A 22,107-nucleotide genomic window follows, 5' to 3' on the forward strand; every position below is an offset into this window, starting at 1 on the left:
TTGTTAGTTGATTAAGATTCTGAAGGATAATTTTTGCAGCCGTTACAATGTGCTACAATGTAAACAATATTGCACGGAGGCCTTTCTCCTTCCGGAATACTGCAATAAATATCGCAGGGTAAACATTCTTTTACAGGTGCTGCACCTCCCATAACATCCTTAAGATCCTGTCTTGTGATTTTCTTTAAATTTTTCATATTGATTTTGTTTAATTTGTTGCCTACTCTATTTGCTTTTCGGCTTCCGCGATTTTAGTAACTTTGTGATTATCAAATATAAAAATATTTCTCAATTAAATGAAAAAAACATAATAAAATTAAATTCCCTATATAAACGCATAAAAAAACCTCAGCAGTTATGCTGAGGTTGTCATTTTATAAAACGCTTAAATTATGCGTTTGCTTCTACAGATACGAAAGATCTGTTGTTTGCTTTCTTTCTGAAAACTACTTTACCATCTACCAAAGCGAACAAAGTGTGATCTTTACCGATACCCACGTTTGCACCCGGGTGGTGTTGCGTACCTCTTTGTCTAACGATGATGTTTCCGGCAATAGCCTCCTGACCACCGAAAATCTTTACCCCTAATCTTTTAGAGTGAGATTCTCTACCGTTTTTGGAACTACCAACTCCTTTCTTATGTGCCATTTTATTTTAAGGTTTTTTGGTTTAACAATTATTCTGCGCTTTCAGCAGCTTCAACATCTGCCTTTTTTGTTGTTTTTTTAGCAGGCTTCTCTGCTTTCTTAGCTCCTTCAAATCCTGTAATACCAGTGATTTGAATCTGAGTTAATGATTGTCTGTGACCGTTTTTCACTTGGTAACCTTTTCTTCTTTTCTTTTTGAAAACGATTACTTTATCAGCTTTTACGTGGTCTAGGATCTCTGCTTCTACAGTGATTCCGCTTACAGCTGGGGCGCCTACAGTGATTGCTCCGTTTACAGTAAGAAGTACTTTATCAAAAGATACTTTACCTCCTTTGTCTCCTGACAAACGGTTTACAAACAACTTCTGGTCTTGTTCAACTTTGTATTGAAGCCCTGCTATTTCTACAATTGCAAACATTGTTTATAGATTTTTAGTTATTTCGAGGTGCAAATATAAGAATTATTTTCTAATCTACTCAAATTCAATCCAATCTTTTTTAATTAAAATTTTAACTATGCTTTGAATAATTTATCACAATAAAGTGATAATAAATTACGTTAAAGTTAATATCTTCGTTAACACCAAAAAATATTGTATATGAAAAGAAACTTTAATTTCCGCATCATTGCGGGAGCCATTGCTGCACTTTTCCTGTCAGCATGTAACGACGAATCACTGGAAACTCCTGTACAGCCTGAACAACAGACAGAAAGCCTGAAAATTGACCAGCCCAACGAACTTGAAAAAGTGTGTTATTACGTAGACCAATACTGGAGTTCGTCTTCGGTTTTGCTAACTTCTCTACAAAATTCTGCCGATACGAATTTTATGAATTCCCAAATGACAAAAATTGCAAGCTTGTGGGGAAGAAGCAATCCAACGCTTCGATTTGTCAATGATCCGTCAAATTATAATTCTACGTATAATGCGATATCTTATTCAACAGGGAAAATTTATTATGGCTATGCTATTTATTATGATGCCAAGTCAAAAGGCGGAGATATCGTCAATGCCATGATCCTGGCTCACGAGTACGGGCATCAGTTGCAATACATCTTCGGACTTCCTTCCGTAAGTGAATCTACAGCAAGACCCAATGAACTGGAAGCAGACGGATTCGCAGGTTATTATCTGAGAAGACCAAATGGCTACAACCAGACCAGTTTTGCACAGATCGCTGCAGCATATGAATTTGCACAAAGCATCGGAGATTATCAGACATCAAGTCCGGGACATCACGGAACGCCGCCACAAAGAAGATCGGCCGTACGTCTGGGTTTCCTGTTGGGACAATATGATCTTACCGCATCAGCATTTGATTATAATTTCTTCTATTATTATCAGGGAGTTCTGAACGGAACTTACAAAACCGCAAAAAATGCTCAATATCCTGAGCTGGATGCCTACATGAGCCAGTATCTTGATGAATTAAAAAAAATCCAGACCGGAGAAATCTCAGCAGAAGAGTTTAAAAATCTTAAGTAACATTCATTTTCGATATATCTTTCTTAAGAGGCAGGGTAATTCCTGTCTCTTTTTTCTTTTTAAAAAAATTCATAAAGTTTATTTACTTTTGAAGAATCTATATATAAATAATGAAAAGAGATCTCTATATTGATTTTGCAAAAGGATTGGCAACACTTTCCATCATATTCATTCATACGGCTTTCTGGTCTGGCCAGTTTTACATTCCGGCAGAAGTGAGAGTGTTTTCCCTCGTTTTTGATGTTGCTCTGTTTTATGCTTTAAGTGGGCTTACTTCAGGTTCCAATATTGAAAAGACTTTTTACAGATTACTGAAACTACAGATCACGTACATGATTTTCGTGACCTTCCTGTTCTTCTTAGATTATTTCTTTAAAATTTTTGGCCTGAATTTTTTCTCTCTGGAATGGCTAAAGAGTTTCTATTCCACATTTGGATCGAAATATACAATTAACAATATTTCAACATTACCGCAATGGGAGAATCTCGGTAACTGGTATCTTCATCAATACACCAATGCGGATACTTTCCCCGTAGTAATGGGAAGTTTCTGGTATCTGAAGGTCTATTTTATACTTACCGTTTTCGGAGTGCTGATCTTAAGGTTTTTCCCAAAACATATCAACTGGTTTATCGCTCTTTGTATTGCATTAACGCTGTTGTTTAATATTTTCTCTGAAATATATCCGGATGGGCAGGTAGGTTATGTTGCATTTTATCTGACTTTCTTTCTGATCGGAAATAGAATGAAAGGAAAAAAAATACCCGGTAAAATGATTCCGGCTCTGTATTTTTTGGTGGCAGCAGCTTTAATATGGATGTTTTGGTACTATGGAAACGAGATCTTTTATAAGATCAACAGGAATAAATTCCCACCGAAAATCCCGTACATTATCTGGACTTTGTTTTCTTTGGTAACTTTGTTTGTGTTTTATAATCGATTAAAGATTTCAGCAGAAAGCTTTGTAACATATATTGGTAAAAATGCCATATTTTTTTACTTCGCACAGGGAATGAGCTCTTCATTGGTTTATTTTCTGGTGGTCGCTCTAAAAGAATATATGCCCTGGTGGGTTTTAATGGTATTAATCTATATTATTAATGTTCTTCTGGCATTCGGAATTTCTTCTGTATTAAAGAAAGTAGACAGCTTTGGATGGAATATCCTGGAAATATTGCGAAAAAAAACTGCTATTAAATAGCAGTTTTTTTATTCTCTTTTTCCGCTTCTCGCAATTAAAGCTATGATAATGATGAGAAGAATTGCCCCTCCGATGATATACATGGGGTCAGCATACCATTCTGTTGTAGTCGTAGTCTTGTTTTCCGTAGTTACTGCACCACCCGCCGTATCCTGTGCAAATGTAAAAACAGACATTAATACTGAAAATGCTAATGTCAGCAAAGCATTCATTTTACTTTTAATAAGTGTAATTGTTTCCATAATGTTCATATTTTTCAATTGGTTTTTAAAACAATAACAAAAAAAGTACCATCAATTTTACATATTTTATTAAAAAGATCAATTTAAATGAAAATCTTCAAACAAAATAAAACTTCTGACATATCGCAAATTATTTTAATTTTACACAAAATTTTAAAATATGTTTAAGTTGAAACTTCCTACTGATCCAAGGTGGGCAAATATTGCAGAAGGAAACATTGAAGAAATTTTAACGGATCACGCGTGGTGCGAGCAGAAAGCTGCAACCAATGCTATCGGACTTATCACAATGCTTCCTGAATATCCGGAAATTGTAACCGAACTTCTTGCCATCGCACAGGAAGAGCTGGAACATTTCAGACAGGTGCATGAAATTATTAAAAAAAGAGGCTACACATTCGGACGTACCCGAAAAGATGACTATGTGAACGAACTGGTTAATTTTATCCAGAAAGGAGGCAACAGAGATGATCTGATTGTCGACAAAATGCTTTTTGCAGCCATGATCGAAGCCAGAAGCTGTGAACGTTTTAAAGTGCTTACTGAAAATATAAAAGATGAAGAACTTAAAACCTTCTACCGGGAATTAATGATTTCCGAAGCCACTCATTATACCACATTTATCGGTTTTGCAAGACAACTTGGCGAAGAGCAAAAAGTAAATGCAAGATGGGAAGAATGGCTGGAGTATGAAGCCAAAATCATACAATCTTACGGAAAAGGAGAAACAATCCACGGATAAACTATATTTAAGTTGAAAAAACTGACGTTTGAAAATATTGCCAATTTCTTCCTGAAAAACTTCTTTCAGGGACTTGTCATTATCGGGCCTATCGGATTGACAATTTTTGTAATCTGGTATGTGGTCACATCCATTGATAATATTATCCCTTCGGTGGCCAAAGAGATTCCGGGACTGGTTTTTATTTCGACAATTCTGTTTACTGCAATTTTAGGATACCTCGGTAATAAATTTGTTGTGGGGAGATTCTTTTTCGATGCGATGGATCGTCTTCTTGAAAAAACTCCGGGAGTTAAGCACATTTATACCCCCACAAAAGACGTCATGTCTTCATTCGTCGGAGATAAGAAAAAATTTAATGATCCCGTCTGGGTAAAAACCAACGAAAATCCTGAAATCTGGAGAATAGGTTTTCTCACCCAGAAGGAAATGGCTGATGTGGAAAAGCATAATTACGTTGCTGTGTATTTGCCTCATTCTTACGCCATTTCGGGATGGGTAATTGTTACGGAAGAAAAAAACATCAAACCTGTAGTAGGAATGACAGCGGCTTCTGCAATGAAATTTGCAGTGAGTGGTGGTGTGGCAGGATTCCACTCGGATGACAATATATTTAAGGCTCCTGAATAATACGGCTTTAAATATCTTTTGATGAATTTGAATTATTTCAAATAAAATTTTCTTTACAAAAACAATCTAATAAATACTATCATGAATTTACCTTACGCGGAACCTTTCCGCATTAAAATGATTGAGGAAATCCGTCAGTCAACAAGAGAAGAAAGAGAACAATGGCTTAAAGAAGCAAACTATAATTTATTCAATCTAAAATCTTCACAGGTTTTCATCGATCTTCTCACGGATTCCGGAACCGGAGCGATGTCCGACAGACAATGGGGCGCTTTGATGATGGGTGACGAAAGCTATGCCGGGTCACGTTCATTTGAGCAGCTTCACCAAACCGTACAGAATATCACAGGGTTTAAATATCTTTTGCCAACACACCAGGGAAGAGCTGCAGAGAATGTGCTTTTTTCGGTTTTGGTGAAAGAAGGAGATGTAATTCCCGGGAACTCTCATTTTGACACCACAAAAGGACATATCGAATTCAGAAAAGCGCATGCGGTTGACTGTACCATTGATGAAGCTTTTGACATTAATGACCTTTACCCTTTTAAAGGAAATATTGACCTTGAAAAACTGGAAGAAGTTTATAAAAGCCATCCAAAGGGAAAAATACCTTTTTGTTTAATAACAATTACCTGCAACTCTTCCGGAGGGCAGCCTGTTTCTCTGGAAAACATGAGGGCTGTAAAACAACTTTCCGATCAATACGGAGTTCCTGTATTCTTTGATTCAGCGAGATTTGCAGAAAATGCTTACTTCATCAAAAAAAGAGAGGCGGGACAGGAAAATAGAACCATTAAAGAAATCTGTAAAGAAATTTTCTCTTACGGAGAAGGGATGACGATGAGTTCTAAAAAAGACGGATTGGTAAATATCGGAGGTTTTATTGCTTTAAATAATGAAGATACTTTCAGAAAAGCATCTAATTTCACTATCATTTACGAAGGATTTATTACCTATGGTGGAATGGCGGGAAGAGATATGGCCGCTTTGGCCGTTGGTCTTAATGAAGCTACAGAATTTGCTTATCTGGAAAGCAGAATTTCACAGGTAGAATATCTTGGAAATAAATTAATTGAATACGGAATTCCTGTTCAGAAACCTATCGGGGGACACGCTGTGTTTATTGACTCTCTGAATTTTCTTCCAAAAGTTGACCGCTCGGAATATCCTGCCCAGACTTTAGGACTTGAAATTTACAAAGAGGCAGGAATCAGAACGGTGGAAATCGGAACTTTGTTAGCCGACAGAGATCCTGAAACAAGAGAGAACCGCTATCCAAAGCTGGAATTGGTACGTTTGGCGATTCCTAGAAGAACATATACCAACAATCATATGGATTATATTGCAGCCGCAATCAAGAACGTATATGAAAGACGTGATGAAATTGCAAAAGGCTACAAAATTACATGGGAACCAGATTTGTTGAGACATTTCACCGTTCAGTTGGAAGAAGCTTAAAAAGCGGCTCGGGCTCAAAACTTCGTTTTGAGCCCGAGCCTTATATAAAAAAGACTACTTCTTAGAAATTTTATACAATTTTCCGCTGTCTGTCACCGCATACAGATTGCCGTCGCTGCCGTTCAGCACATCTCGGAACCTTTCATTCTCATCTGCTAAAAGACGCTCTTCACCTATCACTTTATTGTCTTTCATGACAATTCTGTTGATATGCTCACCGCTGAGACATCCGATCATCAGATTTCCTTTCCATTCCTCGATATTTCCGGTGTAGAAAGTCACGCCGCTCGGTGAAATTACCGGATCCCAATAGTACACGGGCTGTTCTGTTCCTGCTTTCTGCGTTGTTCCATTATTTATTTTTTCTCCGGAATATTCAATTCCATAGGTAACATCACCCCAGCCATAATTTTTCCCGGGTTTAATTAAATTAATTTCATCCCCGCCTCTCGGACCCATTTCTACATCCCAAAGATTTCCGTTAGGATCAATTGCCATTCCTTGGGGATTCCGGATTCCGTATGCATAAATTTCAGGTTTAAATCCTGGTTTTCCGATAAATGGATTTCCAGGTGCAGGTTTGCCTTCCTTCGTAATTTTTAAAATTTTACCTAAATAATTATCCGTTCTCTGCGCATAAACTCTTGTTTGTTTATCGGATCTTTCGCCAGTGCTCACAAACAAATTCCCATCCTTGCCGAATGCCAGCCTGCTTCCGTAGTGTTTATCGCCGTCATAAGTAGGAGTCGCACGAAAAATAACTTTTACATCCGTAATACTTTTAAAATCAGGTGAGAGTTTGCCTTTTGCTACTGCAGTATGATTTCCTTTTTCGTAAGGTTCTGAAAAACTGAAATAAATCGTATTGTTTGTTGTAAAATCAGGATCAAGAGCAACATCAAGCATTCCACCCTGCCCTTTGTCATCGACTTTGGGAAAACCATTAATTTTAGAGATCTGCTTGCCATCTGTTGAAACTACATTCATATAACCCCTTTTATCAGTAATCAAAAGTCTACCATCGGGCAGATTGATAATTCCCCAAGGTTTTCCCAGATCACTGCTTAAAACTTCTACGTTGTAAGGCGTTGAGGTTTTTACGGCTTTAATTCTTGTTTGTCCCACAAAAGCTGGTTTATACTCCGGTGAATTGGGTTCTTTTGTCTCAACACTTCCATCATTTCCGACCTGCTGCGCATTGAGTTTATTTTCTTTACATGATGAAAAAATCAGAAATAAACTGACCGTTGAAATGTAAAATTTATTGATTTTCATATTATTATATTAAGTGATTCTCCTAAAGAATGGAAAAATAATGCCATAAAATTTTGGAAAATAAAATTTTTATTCTACATTTGTAGAATAAAATAGCAAATCGTAGAATATGAAAGAAATAAAACTGACAGATTCTGAAAAAGACCTTATGGAAATTCTTTGGGAAAAGCAAAAAGTTTTTATGAAGGATATTTTAGAATCGTATCCTGATCCTAAACCTGCAACCACAACCGTTGCTACACTTCTCAAAAGAATGCAGAATAAAAATTTTGTAGGTTACACTCTGTATGGAAATTCCCGCGAATACTTTCCGAAAATCGCGAAAGGAGAATATTTCAAAGAAGAAATGTCTTCTATGATTGACCGTTTTTTCAATAGTTCCGTGACTCAGTTTGCTTCGTTTTTTACCTCGAATGCAAAATTGTCTCAGAAACAACTGAAGGAACTCCGTGAAATCATTGACCAGCAAATCGACGAAAAATGATTCTCATTTTAAAAATAATTCTGTGTTCTTCATTGCTTATTGCAGTGTATTATCTGTTTCTGCAAAAGGAAAAAATGTATGTATTCAACAGATTTTATCTGATTTTTTCATTACTGTTTTCTTACACGGTTCCGTTTATTTCTATTAAATCTGAAGTTCCTAAGCCTTCAAATCGCTTTCAGACAACCATCGAAGCAACACAAGATGTTTTAGATCTTAGCTCTGGGCACGAACGTTTCAATCCGATTAATCTTATATGGATTATATATGGAATTATAACACTGATTCTTTTAACAAAGACCATCCACTCTATTTTAAAAATTAAAAAAATAAAGGGTGAGAAGATAATTTATAAAAATCAGACTGTAGTTTTGGCTGATGAAAACATTTCCCCTTTCAGCTTTTGGAACACCATTTATCTTGGGAAAAATTATCTGATCAACAACCAGATTGATCCACGGATTTTCCTTCACGAAAAAACTCATATCGATCAGAAACACAGCATTGATCTTTTATTTATTGAAATCTTAAAAATCCTGACATGGTTTAATCCTTCTCTTTATTTCTACAAAAAAGCTATCGTTACCAATCATGAATTCCTGGCGGATGAATCTGTATTAAAGAAAAAATTTAACGTAAAAGATTATCAGCATCTTATTCTTGATGAGATTATTTCACAAAAAAACTATAACCTTACCCATACATTCAATTTTAATAACACCAAAAAACGATTTATTATGATGAACACTAAAAAGTCTAAACTGACAAAACTTAAAAAAATATCCAGCATACCTGTTTTACTTCTTGCGTTCGGATTATTTGTGCAGAAAACATATGCCAATCCGATCGAAAAAATCATTGAGGAAACGCAGAATAAGATTTCAGAACCTTTGAAAAACTCAGTTTCTGAAAATCCCGGAAAGACATTTGAAGATGCTGAAAATAAAAGTTCAGATCAACAAATTGAAACACAAGGAATACCAATTGAAAATACAAACAGTAGAAAAGCTGTTCAGGATACAATTCGCCCGAAAGATGGTAAAAGCACAAATATAAAAGAGGAAACAGAAACAAGGAACACAGAAACAGCAACGCCTAAAGACGATGTGACATTACTTCCACAGTATCCTGGAGGATTTAATGCATTGAGAACGAAGATTTCAAAGTTATTTGACGCATCAAAAATGAATGCTGACAAATCCAAAAACCTCAATAGAGCTGAACTTACCTATACCATTGATGAAACAGGAAATGTTATTGATGTAGCCGCCACCGGAAATGATGAAATTTTCAATACTGAAGCGATTTCAGCACTAAAGAAAGCCAATGAAAATGTTGTCTGGACACCTGCGGAAAAAGACGGAAAACCAGTCCGATACAGAATGAAAATTCCGTTGACTATGTCTTTTCAGTAAATTATTAAACACTCATCTCGAGTGTTTTTTTATTTTTCAATGCTTTAGAATTTTTCTATGGATACTATTTTTTCGAGGTATCGAATACTTTTCAATGTCAAATATTTCTTTCGTACTTTTGTTAGATAAGATCACAATTTTCTATGCAATTCAACCTTCAATCAGAATATAAACCTACCGGCGACCAGCCGCAAGCCATTGAAAAGCTTACAGAAGGTATCCAAATCGGTGAAAAATACCAGACTCTTCTGGGCGTAACCGGTTCCGGTAAAACCTTTACCGTAGCCAATGTTGTACAGAATGTACAAAAGCCAACACTCGTCCTGGCCCACAATAAAACACTGGCGGCACAGCTTTTCATGGAATTTAAGGAGTTTTTTCCGGAAAATGCCGTTGAATATTTTGTAAGTTATTACGACTATTATCAGCCGGAAGCTTATATCGCAACAACCGGAACTTATATCGAAAAAGATCTCAGCATTAATGAAGAAGTTGAGAAACTAAGACTTTCTGCAACGGCAAGTTTACTTTCCGGGAGAAGAGACGTTCTGATCGTAGCATCGGTATCATGCATCTATGGTATAGGAAATCCTACAGAATTCCACAAATCACTGATTTCCATAGCTATTGGAGAGAAAGTTACGCGAACAGCACTTCTGCACTCATTAGTCAATGCACTTTATTCAAGAACATTAAATGAGTTTCAAAGAGGAACATTCCGGGTAAAAGGCGATGTTATTGATGTTTTTCCTGCCTATGCGGATAATGCCGTAAGAATTCAGTTTTTTGGAGATGAAATTGAAAAAATTCAGAGTTTTGACCCCGTTTCAGGAAATGTAACTTCCAGTTTTGAGCAGATACAGATCTATCCCGCCAATCTTTTCGTAACCTCAAAAGAAACTTTGAATGGTGCCATTCGAAATATTCAGGATGACCTTGTAAAACAGGTAGATTTTTTCAGTTCCATTGAAAAGCCGTTAGAAGCAAAAAGACTTCAGGAAAGAACGGAACTGGATCTCGAAATGATAAAGGAATTAGGGTATTGTTCCGGGATTGAAAATTATTCAAGATATCTGGACGGCAGATTGCCTGGCACGAGACCTTTCTGTCTACTTGATTATTTTCCAAAGGATTATTTAATGGTCATTGATGAAAGCCATGTTACCGTTCCGCAGGTTCATGCCATGTACGGCGGCGACCGTAGCAGAAAAGAATCTTTGGTGGAATACGGATTCAGGCTTCCTGCCGCGATGGACAATAGACCTTTAAAGTTTGAAGAATTTGAAGCTATTCAGAACCAGGTAATCTATGTTTCTGCGACACCCGCAGATTATGAGCTGGAGAAAACAGGAGGTGCCTATATTGAACAGATTATACGTCCTACAGGCCTACTCGATCCTATTATTGAGATAAGACCTACGATCAATCAGATTGATGATTTAATGGAAGAAATTCAAAAAAGATCTGATGTTGACGAAAGAGTTCTTGTAACTACTTTAACGAAAAAAATGGCAGAGGAATTAACCAAATATTTCACAAAATTCGGAATCAGAACGAGATATATCCACTCTGACGTTGAAACGCTGGAACGTATTCAGATCATGCAGGATTTGCGTGTAGGACTTTTTGATGTTTTAATCGGAGTAAATTTATTGAGAGAAGGTCTGGATTTACCTGAAGTTTCTCTTGTAGCCATTTTGGATGCCGATAAAGAAGGAATGCTGCGAAGCCGAAGATCCATGATCCAGACCGTTGGACGGGCTGCGAGAAACCTTAACGGGAAAGCCATTATGTACGCCGATAAGATTACAAAATCAATGCAGGCCACACTGGACGAAACTGAATACCGTCGGGCAAAACAAATTCAGTACAACGAAGAACATGGTAAAGTTCCTGTTGCTTTAAATAAGAAAATCTCCGAAAGTTTAGTCGGAAGAACTAAAGATTTCCCGGATGAAAGGTACACCCAGAAGGAAATTCTTCAGAAAGTAGCGGAGGCAAAAGCCAATTACACCACCGAAGATATCGAAAAAGTAATCTTACAAAAGCAAAAAGAAATGGAATCTGCGGCAAAAAATCTGGATTTTATTAAGGCAGCAAAATTGAGAGATGAAATTGCAGCTTTAAAGGGATGATAATAGTTTCGGCGGCACCAAAGGCGCCGCCGAAAATTTTCAAAAATAGGTCTTGTTTTTATATTTTTCATAATTCACGGCTCCTCCGCGAATAGGAATCAGCAGATCCATAAGGCCATTTAATTTGATCTCATAAATTGTTGACAGCTGCATTCCTAATTTTCCTTTGGGCATTCCTTTACGGTGAAACCACTCAAGGTAACTTACAGGCAGATCTGCCAAAACCGTTCCTTCATATTTCCCGAAAGGCATTTTCACCTCACAAATTTCTTTTAATATCTCGGGGTTTATTCCGTATTCCATTTTATACAATTAAATCAATTTTCTGTTCAAGTTCATCATCTTTATCCGGTAACTTGAGATCCGGTGTATCATCATCCGAAAATTCATTTCTGTAAACCTGGATCAGCAGTAATGTAAGAGAAATAAGAATGGGACCGAAAACTAATCCCATGAAGCCAAAGAGATTCATTCCCATAATAATTCCGAAAACAGTATTTAAAGGATGAATATCTTCCAGCTTTTTCAACAGCGTAAAACGCAAAACATTATCCGTCAAGCCAACAACAACAACACAATAAGCCGCCAGCCCAAGTCCCATTCCGGTATTGCCTTCAGCAATCATATAAATACAAATCGGGATATAAATAATGGCAGCACCTACAACAGGGATCATAGAAGCAGCCGCCGTTAAAGCAAAAAGCAACACCGGGCTTGGTGCTCCGAATATAAAATATCCTATCAGTGCGACAATACCCTGGCCAAGAGCCACTACAGGAATTCCTATAGCATTTGCCATGATCAGCTTTCTCATTTTTTCTCCTATTAAAGAAACGTTTGATCGCTTCAATGGAGCTGAAGATGATAATATTCTTTCAAAAAATCTTGGCCTTTCAAGCATGAAATAAAGAATAAAATACATTGACATGACAACAGTTAATGTATTGAAGGTGCCGCTCAGCGCTTTGGTAGAAAACTGTCCGACATTATTCTTAAGCTTATCCATATTTTCTTTGCTTAAGATATCAAAGCCGGTCTTGGAATAGATATAGGTATGAATTTTTTCAAGAAAAATATTAAACTTATCCATATAAGCCTGTGCATTTCCCAGCTTTTCAATCAATAGATCGCCGATAAAATAAACAGGAAGAATAAGCACGACAAGACTTGCAAACATTAAAGCCAATGAAGAAGCCCATGGTTTCCATTTTTTTTCTTCCTGAAGATAAAAATTATATTTTCTGCAAACTACATAAATGGTAATCGCTCCCAAAACAGAAGGGATAAAAAGAGCAAGATTGAAACAGATTAATCCCGTCAAAACCAAAATGATGGCAAGAAGTGAAACCTGCTTTATTTTAACACTGCTTATTTGTTCTTGTTTATTCATTATTTATTAAACATTATTTGTCTTGGTTTTCCCAGATAAGCGCAGTACAAAGAATACATTACTACAAAGATAAATGGCGCCGTTAAAATGATTCCGATAAAACACAGTACAATTCCTGCCATTGATAAAAGGAACCCTACAAATGTTGCGCCAAGGAAAACTCCGTAATTTTCTTTTACGATATTAAATGATTTTCCTAAGGCTTCCGTTGCAGATACATTTTCAAATAACAAAATCGGATATCCCAACATCAGGAAAGGATAAACAAAAATGATGGGCAGGACACACAACGAAAGAGCAACTGTAGAAATTATTCCCGCTAATAAAGCGTAGATTAAAATATTGACAAAATTCTGTTTGTAACCAATGAAAAGATCAGAAAATTCAATAGGGTTTTTCGTATTGTATTTATTGGTCATGTAAATTAACCCAACATACAGAGGAGAAAGCAAAAGCCCCAAAAGTCCCGATAAACCAAAATACAGAGGCATTCCGGGTGCACTGAAAACCGAGAAATTTGAATAATCGCCAGAATCGCGCATTTCTTCAATCATCGCGGCAGAATTCATTCCCGTAAGAGACTGGATAATTGCACCTAAAATGCTATAGATAATCATCGCAACTACCGCGTAAAGGAAAATCCCTTTATACATTTCGAAAGCATGAGAAATAACGGATCCTGTACTCTTTTCCGGAACAGAACCCTGTTGGTCAAATTCATTAAATTCTGACATAATGTGATTTTTTTAATGTTATTACTACCAAATTAAACTTTTTCCGGCAGAAATACATTAAAAACAGTTTAAAATTAATTCTTCTCTGAAAAAATAACCTTATAAAGCGAGTAAATCATCGCGTTCCAGAACGGAAAAGTAAATAATCCTCCTATAAAAAACAACGCAAAACCAATATATTTAAACAAAACAGCAACCATAATGCACACCAAAATTTCCAGGAAATACATTCTGAGTGCTTTAAAATTTAATGAAATTGATTCTAAAATACTTTTGTTCATAAAGAACATCATCGGTGCCACAAACATTGTAATCGCAACCCAGATTACACCCAATATAATCGTCTGGATACTGTATGCAAAAATGAAATACCAGAAAATATAATAACCAATATATTTAAAAAAATTCAATCCATTGTATCCGGTAAAAAGATCACCAAGTTCAATTTTTTCACCAAGATCCATCTTTCTGTAGATCTGGTAAAAACCGAGATTCAAAGGGTACAAAAATATATTTGTTCCCATTATCCAAAGCGAAAAATTCTGAAAATTTTCCGTTGAAAGAAGCTTCTGAAGTTCTGCCGTGTACACCTGAACGCCTTCTTTAGCATACTTTGCAGTTTCTAAATAGCCCGTTAAAATTCCATATTTCGCATCGCAGAAAAACAATACGGTCATCATAATTCCAAAATATATGATGGAAAACATCAGCTGAAAAACCAATGTTTTATTCCAGTAGAAAAATGCCTGCTTCAGTATAAGATCTAATCCCGGTTTCTGTGGATATTTGTTTTCCATGAAAAATATTTTGTGCAAAAGTAAACATCAATAATTACTTTTGCGGAATGTTTTCAGTGAATCATCAAAAATTTATGGAAATGGACGAACTCTCACTTCAGAAAGTTCCTTATTTCTTCATTGTCGATTTTCTTGCGCAGAATGTTGAAATATTTAAAGAAAATGAAATTGAAAAATCAAGCTTATTAATTGATTTTCAAAACTTTTCAAACATAAAAAAACAACATGCATTATCCAAAAAAATAGAATGGAAATCATTTCCCGAGACGTTGGAAAGCTTTAAAAAAGGCTTTGATAAAGTTCAAAAAAATATTCGCTTAGGAAACTCATATCTGGTAAATTATACCCGAAAAACTAAAATTGAAACGAATTTAACACTAGAAGAAATTTTTTATCATTCTTCTGCGAAATATAAAGTGTTTTATAAAGATTTTTTTGTATTTTTTTCTCCTGAAACTTTTGTTAAAATCATTGACGGCAAAATCCTTACTTATCCCATGAAAGGAACTATTGATGCTTCGCTTGATAATGCGGCAGAGATCCTCAAAAATGATAAAAAGGAAAAAGCAGAACATTACACCGTGGTAGATCTGCTGCGAAATGATCTCAGCATGGTGGCAGATGATGTGAAAGTTGATAAATTTCAATATATCGATTTCATTAAAACCAAGCAAAAAGATCTGTACGCCATGAGTTCTGAAATTTCAGGAACCTTACAGCCCGAATATGACGGAAAAATAGGAAGCATTATGGAAAGAATTCTTCCGGCGGGATCTATTCTCGGCGCTCCAAAACAGAAAACATTGGAAATAATTCTTGAGGCAGAAGAATACAGCAGAGATTATTACACCGGAGTTTGCGGCTGGTTTGATGGTAAAAACCTCGACAGCTGCGTGATGATTCGTTTTATTGAAAAAGAAGGCGATGAGCTGTATTTCAAAAGCGGCGGCGGAATTACGCACATGAGCAGATTAGAAGACGAATATCAGGAAATGAAAAACAAAATTTATGTCCCAATTCATTGAAAGTATTAAGATAGAAGATCAGGAGATTTTCTTGTTAGATTTGCATCAGAAGCGTGTAGACGCGACTTTTGCCCACTTCGGAAAAGAAGGCACGATTGATCTTGCCAAAATTTATAAACATCTCGAACATGATGAAGATGGTCTTTTCAAGCTAAGGATTGTTTATAGCCTGGACCAAAAAATCCGGACTCAGTTGATTCCTTACGCTATTCCTGAAATTGAAAACTTTCAGCTGGTGGAAAACAACAGTTTCGACTATTCTTTCAAATTTGAAGACCGAAAAGAACTGGAAAAAATGAAAATGAAGGCTAAAGCCGAAGAGATCATTATCATCAAAAACAACCATATTACCGACACTTCCTACTCGAATCTTCTTTTTCTCAAGGGAAAACAATGGTTTACCCCAATTTCTTATCTTTTAAATGGTGTACAGAGACAAAACCTTTTAAGAAAAAAAGAAATTAAGGAAACCGAGATTACCTTACAAAACATCAAAGAATTTTCTCATTTTCAGATCATTAATGCTTTAAATGACTTTGATGAAAATTTCATTTATCCTATTGACAGAATTATTAACTTACCGGGAAATGAAGAATATTCTGATCTTTAATTTTCCTTCAGATAATTAAAATATGCTTTCTGTATATCGGCATTGTTTTTACCGTAGGTGTTGACTTCCAATATTTTAGGCTGCACATCCGGTTTGAAGAAATTCTCAAGTACGCGATCTAAAGTTAATTCTTCATCGACTTTAGTGTAAGAAAATCCGAAATGTTTTGCCAGAAACTCTGCATTCTTATGATGCTTCGTGGCAATAAACTCGTCCAAAGTATTCGGATTTGCATTTCCAGGTCCTGGAATAATTTTAAAAATATTTCCTTCTCCATTATTAAAAATCATAATTCGTACAAACGGAGGAATATATTGATTCCAAAGACCATTGACATCATAGAAAAAACTTAAATCTCCCGTAATCAACAAAGTAGGATTAGAATTTTTTATGGCAAATCCCATTGCCGTGGAAGTGGAACCGTCAATTCCACTCGTTCCTCTGTTGCAGTAGATTCTTCTTTTACCATAATCAAAAAGCTGTGCATATCTGATCGCAGAGCTGTTACTAAAATGTATATTGTAATTTTCAGGAATTGCCTGTGATATTTTATTGAAAAAATAAAAATCAGAAAATTCTACTGTAGTCAGGAATTTCTCGTGCTTTGCATCTTTTTTATCCCTTAAAACATCCCAGAGATTAAAGTACGGACTTGGCTCGAGATTAATGAATTTCAGCAATTTAGAAAAGAAAGTTTCCGGTTTCACTTCTACTTTCTCCGTCAATGCAAAATAAGTGTCCGGCTGCCATACTTCATCCAGATGCCAGTGCTGTTTTGGACGTGCCTTTCTAAGAAATTGTTTCACTTTTTTTGAAACTACATTCTGTCCTACCGTAATCAGCAGATCAGGGGCATAGGTTTTAAAATCTTCTTCCGTAAAATTAAAAACATAGCGATCAATATGCCTGAAAAACTTTTCATGATGAAGGTTGGAATTCGCTTCACTTAAAACCACAACGGAGTGATTTTTCACCAATTGTGTCAGCTGATTTTCCAGTTCGGGACTATAATCCCTTGTTCCCACCAAAATCATTATTCTCTGCGAAGTATTCCAGTCAGCCACCAGATTAGACGGGATTTCGTATTCTTTTTGCTTTAATGTTTTTTCTATTGTAGGGAAAGTCGGCAGCTCCGAAACCAGCTCATACAGAGGCTCTTCAAGAGGAATATTGATATGAACAGGTCCTTGTTTTTCAATACATAATTCAATGGCTTTTTTAATAGTATCAAAATTTATATCTTCCGCGTTTTCCTTACTGTCTTCAAGTAACTGGAAATCTCCGTAAGAATGCTGATGAAAAAGATTATTCTGCCTGATGGTTTGTCCGTCAAAAATATCCACGTAATCCATTGGTCTGTCAGCTGTTAACACTAAAAATGGAATGTTGGAATAAAAAGCTTCCGTAACCGCGGGATAATAATTTGCTGCTGCCGAACCACTGGTACAGGTTATTGCCACAGGTTTCTTCTCGCTCATCGCCATACCTAATCCTACAAAAGCCGCACTTCTTTCATCAACAATACTGAAACAGTTGAAGCTGTCCGTCTCCGAAAAATGGATCGCCAGAGGAGCGTTTCTGGATCCCGGTGAAATGATAATATCTGAAATTCCGTATTGCTGAAGAAGGTGTGCGAGTATCTGAATACTTCTTTTGGAAGAATATTTTTTCATAAAGCAAATTTAGCGGATAAATGCTTAACACGAAAAGAATTTAATTTAAAAAAACTGTAATTTAGCCATTCGTTAAATTTCTAAAAATGGACAAAATACCTAGTGTAGACCTGCGTGATTTCCTTTCGGGTGACCCGGAACGCAAACAGAAATTTGTAAATGAAATCGGAAAAGCTTATGAAGAAATTGGTTTTGTTGCCTTAAAAGGCCATTTTCTTGATGACAAATTAGTAGATGAACTGTATGGAGAGGTGAAAAACTTTTTTGAACTGCCAACGGAAACGAAACAGAAGTACGAGATTCCTGGAATTGGCGGGCAAAGAGGCTATGTAGGATTCGGTAAAGAAACTGCAAAAGGCTTCAAAAAAGGAGACTTGAAGGAATTTTGGCATTTCGGGCAATACGTGTCTGATGATTCCAAATATAAAAGCGAGTATCCTGACAATGTAATTGTTGAAGAGCTACCAAAGTTCAATGAAGTGGGTAAAGAAGCTTATCAGATGCTTGAAAAAACAGGACAGTATGTGCTTCGGGCTTTGGCATTGTATCTTGATCTGGATGAATTTTATTTCGATGATAAAATTGCGGAAGGAAACTCTATTTTAAGGCCAATTCATTATCCGCCAATCACAGAAGAGCCGAACGATGCGGTAAGAGCAGCAGCTCACGGCGATATCAATCTGATTACCCTTTTGATGGGATCTCAGGGGAAAGGTCTTCAGGTTCAGAATCATAAAGGAGAATGGATTGACGCCATCGCTGAACCTGACGAACTGATGATCAATGTTGGAGATATGCTTTCCAGACATACCAACAACAAACTGAAATCTACGATTCACAGAGTGGTAAATCCGCCAAGAGAACTGTGGGGAACTTCAAGATATTCCATTCCGTTCTTTATGCATCCTGTGAGTTCGATGTCGCTGAATGCTCTTGAAAACTGTGTCGACGAAAACCATCCGAAATTGTACGAAGACACTACAGCAGGGGAATTTTTACATGAAAGATTAATCGAATTGGGATTGATAAAAAAATAATAGTGAAACCGGGTTGTCTAGCCCGGTTTTGTTTTTTTAAAAGTTCGCGTGAAATTTTTCTATTAGAATCTTCTTGTATTTTTCAGCTCTTACCAGATCTTTTTTATGAACCCAAAAATCATAAGAACTTCTGAAGTAATATTCCTGGCATTTTGGCGGTAAATATTGATTGATTTCATCCTCATCCGTATGCTCTATAATGTCATATTTCGGAAGTTTCAGATTGAGCAATTTCCGATGTAAGGAATATCTGCGCAGAATATCATAATCTACCCATGAATTACATGAGAAGGTCGCTATATCTTTTTTAAAATACTTTTCAAAATAATAAAGCATGAGTTGTTTTTCGGTATTAGTCAATTTATTGCTTCCGAAACTGACAAAAACAGTAAAAAACCAACGATCTTTAGCAATCTTCTCAATTTCTTTATAGTTCACATCTTCTCTTCCGAATGGTGAGTTGTTTAGCCTTTCAGCCTTTTTTAATACATCTGCTAAATACATTTCTGAAGTACGGATAAACCCCTTAGCGTCATTTTTTTGATAATAGTTCTGGTACTCAGGTATCTTTAAAGTTAAGTCACCCTCCAACCGACGATTGACATAATCATGAAGTTCGCTTTTATCTCCCGTGAACATTACAGAATCCTGCTTAATATTTATATTTAAATATTCCTGAGAATTTAAGAACAGAGAAATTTGTCTTTGCTTATTGTTATTATAAAAGACAGATAAGGTCTTTGCTTCATTTTTCACATTAATTATTCTCTTTTGATTAACACCAATATCAACTTTTTTTTGAGCGTATTTAACCTCAATCGGAAAATTACTCTTATTGTTAATCGTTATATTCTGAGCCGGACACAAGCAGGAAAATACCAGAAATAATAATATTTTACTGCTTATTTTTAATCTTACATATTTCATCGAGGATAAACTTAAAAAAATTATTAAAGAATTTAAAATAAATTAATATACCACTCTGTATTGACATATTATATTTTTGATTATCTTTACATTAGTATCAAATTTATAACTAAAACAATATGAAAAATTTAAAAAAACTAAGCAAAGGCCAATTAAAAAACATTAAGGGAGAAGGAATCAATCTTCCGGAGCCTGAATTTTGTATGTATGCATGCGGAAACATCATCGTCTGCGCAGCTTGCAGTAAAGATTTCAAATGTCCGGTGGATGACACTATGTAATTGAAATTCAGAAAAATCATAAAGAAAGCCGTTCCTTTTGGGAGCGGCTTTCTTTCAATCAAAGAACCTCAATTGCTGATCCTTTGTTCCCGTAAAATTTTTGGTTGAAAGCTTAGGAAATTCCTTACCGTTAAAAAACTTTTTACGTCCTATTTTAAAGGTATTATGAATCATTTCTGCAATATTTCCCTCACCTTTCTGCCTGTTAAAATACCTTTTATCACCAAGCTTTCCGCCTCGCATGGAACGGATCAGGTTCAGAACTTTCTGAGCACGATCCGGAAAGGCATTTTCAATCCAATTTACAAATACAGGTTCCACTGCATCATTTAACCTTACCAAAGTATAGCCAAAACTTTGCGCCCCAGCGTCCGCAATAGCTTTTAAAATTGCCAAAGGCTCATCGCTGTTTAGTCCCGGAATGATGGGCGCCACCATTACATTCACCGGAATTTTGTTTTCAGACAAGATTTCTATGGCTTTTAATTTGTTTTTTGCAGAACTTGTGCGGGGTTCCATTTTTCTTCGCAGATCTTCGTTAATGGTCGGAATACTTAATGAAACCGAAACAAGATTTTGTTCAGCCATTGGTTTCAATAGATCAAGATCTCTCAGTACCAAAGCATTTTTTGTAAGGATATTGACAGGATGTCTGTAGTCAAGACAAACCTGCAGAATTTTTCTTGTGATTTCAAACTTTCTTTCGGCAGGCTGATAACAATCTGTATTTCCCGAAAGTAAAATGGGTTCCGGTTTATAATTTCTTTTCTGAAAAAATTTCTCTAAAAGTTCAGGCGCATTTTTCTTAACCATGATTTTTCTTTCAAAATCGATTCCGGCGCTGTATCCCCAATATTCATGGGTTGGTCTTGCAAAACAATACGAACAACCATGTTCACAACCCTGATACGGATTCATGGAATATTCCATCGGGAGGTCTTCGCTTTTTACCTGATTTACAATGGTTTTTGGAAAAACTTCTGTAAAAGAGGTTTTCAGAGATTCAAAATCTTCATCTTCAGGTTCAAAGGTGTAACGATCGAAACGGTTGATTACATTTCGCTGAGCTCCCTGACCTTTTATGATGTTTTCATTCTGCATTGCACCGTAAAATTAGAACGGAAATTTTACATAATAATAAGTTTTAACATTAAAGTTTTCCACAAAAAAATCCGGCACTGATACAGTGCCGGATTGTCATAAATTGAATATATTTTACTACTTCAGTGCATAAAATTCTATTCCATGATAATCTTCTTCCTGACTTTTCTTATCGAAATGTCTATGATAATCTGAATAGGAATCACTGTATTTTTTATCTTTTCTGTGTAATATTTTCTTAATTCCGATGATACTTAATACCGCCAAAAGACCAACTCCTCCTGCCAGTATAACTCCAACTTCCTTTTTCATATTTTGCTTGATTTATTAACCCTTTTACTGCAAAAAGCATACCCAATTATTATTTCAAATGTATAATTTTTGTTAACATATTGAGCATACATTAAAATACCACATGAAAGACAATTGGTTTAATTATTGTATTTTAAAATGAAAAAGTATTATGGAAGGCACAGGAAATATTGACAAAATGACAACATTAAGCCAGGTCATGACAAGACTTGCGCAAAGAGGCATTCACAGAGAATTCAGAATGAATGAAAATGGTGAGGTAAAATTGGATAATTCTGAAAAATCATATCTAGCTAAAGAGCTTACCATCATAAAAACCTACCGCTTTGAAGGAGCAAGTAATCCTGATGACAGTGCGGTACTCTATCTGGTAAAAGGCTCTGACGGAAATCTGGGCATCATCATAGATTCATACGGTGCGGAAAGCAATCATCCTAAGGAATTTGACAATTATCTTCGTGAAGTCCCTATTCTTGAAAGCGACGAATTTGATTTTGATTAAT

At 36.0% G+C, this 22,107-nt stretch carries 25 protein-coding genes and 1 pseudogene; 13 read left to right on the forward strand and 13 right to left on the reverse strand.

Features of this window, described 5'->3' with window-relative positions:
- Positions 1-11: 11 nt before the first annotated feature.
- The 3 genes and pseudogenes from ACWNCI_RS14130 to rplU form a co-directional block, all read right to left on the reverse strand.
- Positions 12-197 carry a bacteriocin-like protein gene (locus tag ACWNCI_RS14130; protein ID WP_346983723.1) on the reverse strand — a complete coding sequence of 62 codons (186 nt, stop codon included), beginning with the start codon at positions 195-197 and terminating at the stop codon, positions 12-14.
- Positions 198-390: 193 nt separating this feature from the next.
- Positions 391-648 (reverse strand): 50S ribosomal protein L27, encoded by a 258-nt coding sequence (gene rpmA / locus ACWNCI_RS14135; protein WP_100076262.1) that lies wholly within the window; start codon positions 646-648, stop codon positions 391-393.
- Positions 649-703: 55 nt separating this feature from the next.
- Positions 704-1,066 (reverse strand): annotated as a pseudogene (gene rplU, locus ACWNCI_RS14140) (50S ribosomal protein L21); the annotation flags it as partial.
- A 180-nt stretch (positions 1,067-1,246) separates the two neighbouring features.
- Between rplU and ACWNCI_RS14145 the strand changes: the two are divergent.
- On the forward strand, positions 1,247-2,134 hold the full coding sequence (locus ACWNCI_RS14145; protein ID WP_449388789.1) for a metalloprotease: 888 nt from the start codon (positions 1,247-1,249) through the stop codon (positions 2,132-2,134).
- Between the two features lie 110 nt (positions 2,135-2,244).
- Positions 2,245-3,336, forward strand: coding sequence for an acyltransferase family protein (locus ACWNCI_RS14150; protein ID WP_449388790.1), 1,092 nt, complete (start codon positions 2,245-2,247; stop codon positions 3,334-3,336).
- 8 nt (positions 3,337-3,344) lie between these two features.
- On the opposite strand, the gene ACWNCI_RS14155 is transcribed toward ACWNCI_RS14150, so the two are convergent.
- Entirely contained in the window at positions 3,345-3,578 is a 234-nt protein-coding gene (locus ACWNCI_RS14155; protein ID WP_346983720.1) for a hypothetical protein, read from the reverse strand.
- Positions 3,579-3,738: 160 nt separating this feature from the next.
- Here ACWNCI_RS14155 and miaE point away from each other — a divergent pair, with 160 nt between their 5' ends.
- The 3 genes from miaE to ACWNCI_RS14170 all read left to right on the forward strand — a co-directional run bounded on the left by miaE (position 3,739) and on the right by ACWNCI_RS14170 (position 6,408).
- Positions 3,739-4,320: a tRNA isopentenyl-2-thiomethyl-A-37 hydroxylase MiaE gene (gene miaE, locus ACWNCI_RS14160; RefSeq protein ID WP_449388791.1), complete on the forward strand. Its 582-nt coding sequence runs from the start codon at positions 3,739-3,741 to the stop codon at positions 4,318-4,320.
- Positions 4,321-4,332: 12 nt separating this feature from the next.
- Complete coding sequence (locus ACWNCI_RS14165; protein ID WP_042720253.1) at positions 4,333-4,950, forward strand: DUF502 domain-containing protein; 618 nt, start codon at positions 4,333-4,335, stop codon at positions 4,948-4,950.
- Positions 4,951-5,031: 81 nt separating this feature from the next.
- Positions 5,032-6,408 carry a tryptophanase gene (locus tag ACWNCI_RS14170; protein ID WP_449388792.1) on the forward strand — a complete coding sequence of 459 codons (1,377 nt, stop codon included), beginning with the start codon at positions 5,032-5,034 and terminating at the stop codon, positions 6,406-6,408.
- A gap of 54 nt (positions 6,409-6,462) precedes the next feature.
- Here ACWNCI_RS14170 and ACWNCI_RS14175 read toward each other — a convergent pair whose 3' ends face one another.
- The gene (locus ACWNCI_RS14175; protein ID WP_449388793.1) at positions 6,463-7,683 is read right to left on the reverse strand and encodes a PQQ-dependent sugar dehydrogenase; all 1,221 of its coding nucleotides are present in this window, start codon (positions 7,681-7,683) and stop codon (positions 6,463-6,465) included.
- A 109-nt stretch (positions 7,684-7,792) separates the two neighbouring features.
- Between ACWNCI_RS14175 and ACWNCI_RS14180 the strand changes: the two genes are divergently transcribed.
- From ACWNCI_RS14180 to uvrB, 3 genes are all read left to right on the forward strand, one after another.
- Complete coding sequence (locus ACWNCI_RS14180) at positions 7,793-8,167, forward strand: BlaI/MecI/CopY family transcriptional regulator (RefSeq protein ID WP_346983716.1); 375 nt, start codon at positions 7,793-7,795, stop codon at positions 8,165-8,167.
- A complete protein-coding gene (locus ACWNCI_RS14185; protein ID WP_449388794.1) occupies positions 8,164-9,582 on the forward strand; it encodes a M56 family metallopeptidase in 1,419 nt (472 codons plus the stop codon). Before ACWNCI_RS14180 ends, ACWNCI_RS14185 begins: the two co-directional genes overlap by 4 nt.
- Positions 9,583-9,725: 143 nt before the next feature.
- Positions 9,726-11,717 (forward strand): excinuclease ABC subunit UvrB, encoded by a 1,992-nt coding sequence (gene uvrB, locus ACWNCI_RS14190; RefSeq protein WP_449388795.1) that lies wholly within the window; start codon positions 9,726-9,728, stop codon positions 11,715-11,717.
- Between the two features lie 39 nt (positions 11,718-11,756).
- On the opposite strand, the gene ACWNCI_RS14195 is transcribed toward uvrB, so the two are convergent.
- From ACWNCI_RS14195 to ACWNCI_RS14210, 4 genes are all read right to left on the reverse strand, one after another.
- Positions 11,757-12,008 carry a DUF3820 family protein gene (locus ACWNCI_RS14195; RefSeq protein ID WP_449389500.1) on the reverse strand — a complete coding sequence of 84 codons (252 nt, stop codon included), beginning with the start codon at positions 12,006-12,008 and terminating at the stop codon, positions 11,757-11,759.
- A 13-nt stretch (positions 12,009-12,021) separates the two neighbouring features.
- Complete coding sequence (locus tag ACWNCI_RS14200; RefSeq protein WP_449388796.1) at positions 12,022-13,107, reverse strand: AI-2E family transporter; 1,086 nt, start codon at positions 13,105-13,107, stop codon at positions 12,022-12,024.
- The gene (locus ACWNCI_RS14205; RefSeq protein WP_449388797.1) at positions 13,107-13,841 is read right to left on the reverse strand and encodes a beta-carotene 15,15'-monooxygenase; all 735 of its coding nucleotides are present in this window, start codon (positions 13,839-13,841) and stop codon (positions 13,107-13,109) included. The genes ACWNCI_RS14200 and ACWNCI_RS14205 overlap by 1 nt, the downstream gene beginning before the upstream one ends.
- Before the next feature lie 74 nt (positions 13,842-13,915).
- Complete coding sequence (locus tag ACWNCI_RS14210; RefSeq protein ID WP_346983711.1) at positions 13,916-14,638, reverse strand: hypothetical protein; 723 nt, start codon at positions 14,636-14,638, stop codon at positions 13,916-13,918.
- Between the two features lie 47 nt (positions 14,639-14,685).
- Here ACWNCI_RS14210 and ACWNCI_RS14215 point away from each other — a divergent pair, with 47 nt between their 5' ends.
- Entirely contained in the window at positions 14,686-15,663 is a 978-nt protein-coding gene (locus ACWNCI_RS14215; protein WP_449388798.1) for an aminodeoxychorismate synthase component I, read from the forward strand.
- Entirely contained in the window at positions 15,647-16,273 is a 627-nt protein-coding gene (locus ACWNCI_RS14220; protein WP_449388799.1) for an aminotransferase class IV, read from the forward strand. Before ACWNCI_RS14215 ends, ACWNCI_RS14220 begins: the two co-directional genes overlap by 17 nt.
- On the opposite strand, the gene menD is transcribed toward ACWNCI_RS14220, so the two are convergent.
- Positions 16,270-17,946, reverse strand: a complete 1,677-nt coding sequence (menD, locus tag ACWNCI_RS14225) for a 2-succinyl-5-enolpyruvyl-6-hydroxy-3-cyclohexene-1-carboxylic-acid synthase (protein ID WP_449388800.1) — start codon at positions 17,944-17,946, stop codon at positions 16,270-16,272. The two genes, ACWNCI_RS14220 and menD, sit on opposite strands and share 4 nt — an antisense overlap.
- 86 nt (positions 17,947-18,032) lie before the next feature.
- On the opposite strand from menD, the gene ACWNCI_RS14230 reads away from it, so the two are divergent.
- On the forward strand, positions 18,033-18,983 hold the full coding sequence (locus ACWNCI_RS14230; RefSeq protein ID WP_449388801.1) for an isopenicillin N synthase family dioxygenase: 951 nt from the start codon (positions 18,033-18,035) through the stop codon (positions 18,981-18,983).
- 36 nt (positions 18,984-19,019) lie between these two features.
- Here ACWNCI_RS14230 and ACWNCI_RS14235 read toward each other — a convergent pair whose 3' ends face one another.
- A complete protein-coding gene (locus ACWNCI_RS14235) occupies positions 19,020-19,910 on the reverse strand; it encodes a hypothetical protein (protein WP_449388802.1) in 891 nt (296 codons plus the stop codon).
- 119 nt (positions 19,911-20,029) lie between these two features.
- On the opposite strand from ACWNCI_RS14235, the gene ACWNCI_RS14240 reads away from it, so the two are divergent.
- Complete coding sequence (locus ACWNCI_RS14240; RefSeq protein ID WP_346983706.1) at positions 20,030-20,191, forward strand: bacteriocin-like protein; 162 nt, start codon at positions 20,030-20,032, stop codon at positions 20,189-20,191.
- 54 nt (positions 20,192-20,245) lie between these two features.
- On the opposite strand, the gene ACWNCI_RS14245 is transcribed toward ACWNCI_RS14240, so the two are convergent.
- Both ACWNCI_RS14245 and ACWNCI_RS14250 read right to left on the reverse strand, forming a co-directional pair.
- Complete coding sequence (locus ACWNCI_RS14245; RefSeq protein ID WP_449388803.1) at positions 20,246-21,292, reverse strand: PA0069 family radical SAM protein; 1,047 nt, start codon at positions 21,290-21,292, stop codon at positions 20,246-20,248.
- Positions 21,293-21,409: 117 nt separating this feature from the next.
- Complete coding sequence (locus ACWNCI_RS14250; RefSeq protein WP_042720274.1) at positions 21,410-21,604, reverse strand: hypothetical protein; 195 nt, start codon at positions 21,602-21,604, stop codon at positions 21,410-21,412.
- A 151-nt stretch (positions 21,605-21,755) separates the two neighbouring features.
- Between ACWNCI_RS14250 and ACWNCI_RS14255 the strand changes: the two genes are divergently transcribed.
- Positions 21,756-22,106 (forward strand): hypothetical protein, encoded by a 351-nt coding sequence (locus tag ACWNCI_RS14255; RefSeq protein WP_042720280.1) that lies wholly within the window; start codon positions 21,756-21,758, stop codon positions 22,104-22,106.
- The last annotated feature ends 1 nt before the right edge of the window (position 22,107 follow it).

The organism is Chryseobacterium lineare (genome assembly GCF_977014045.1).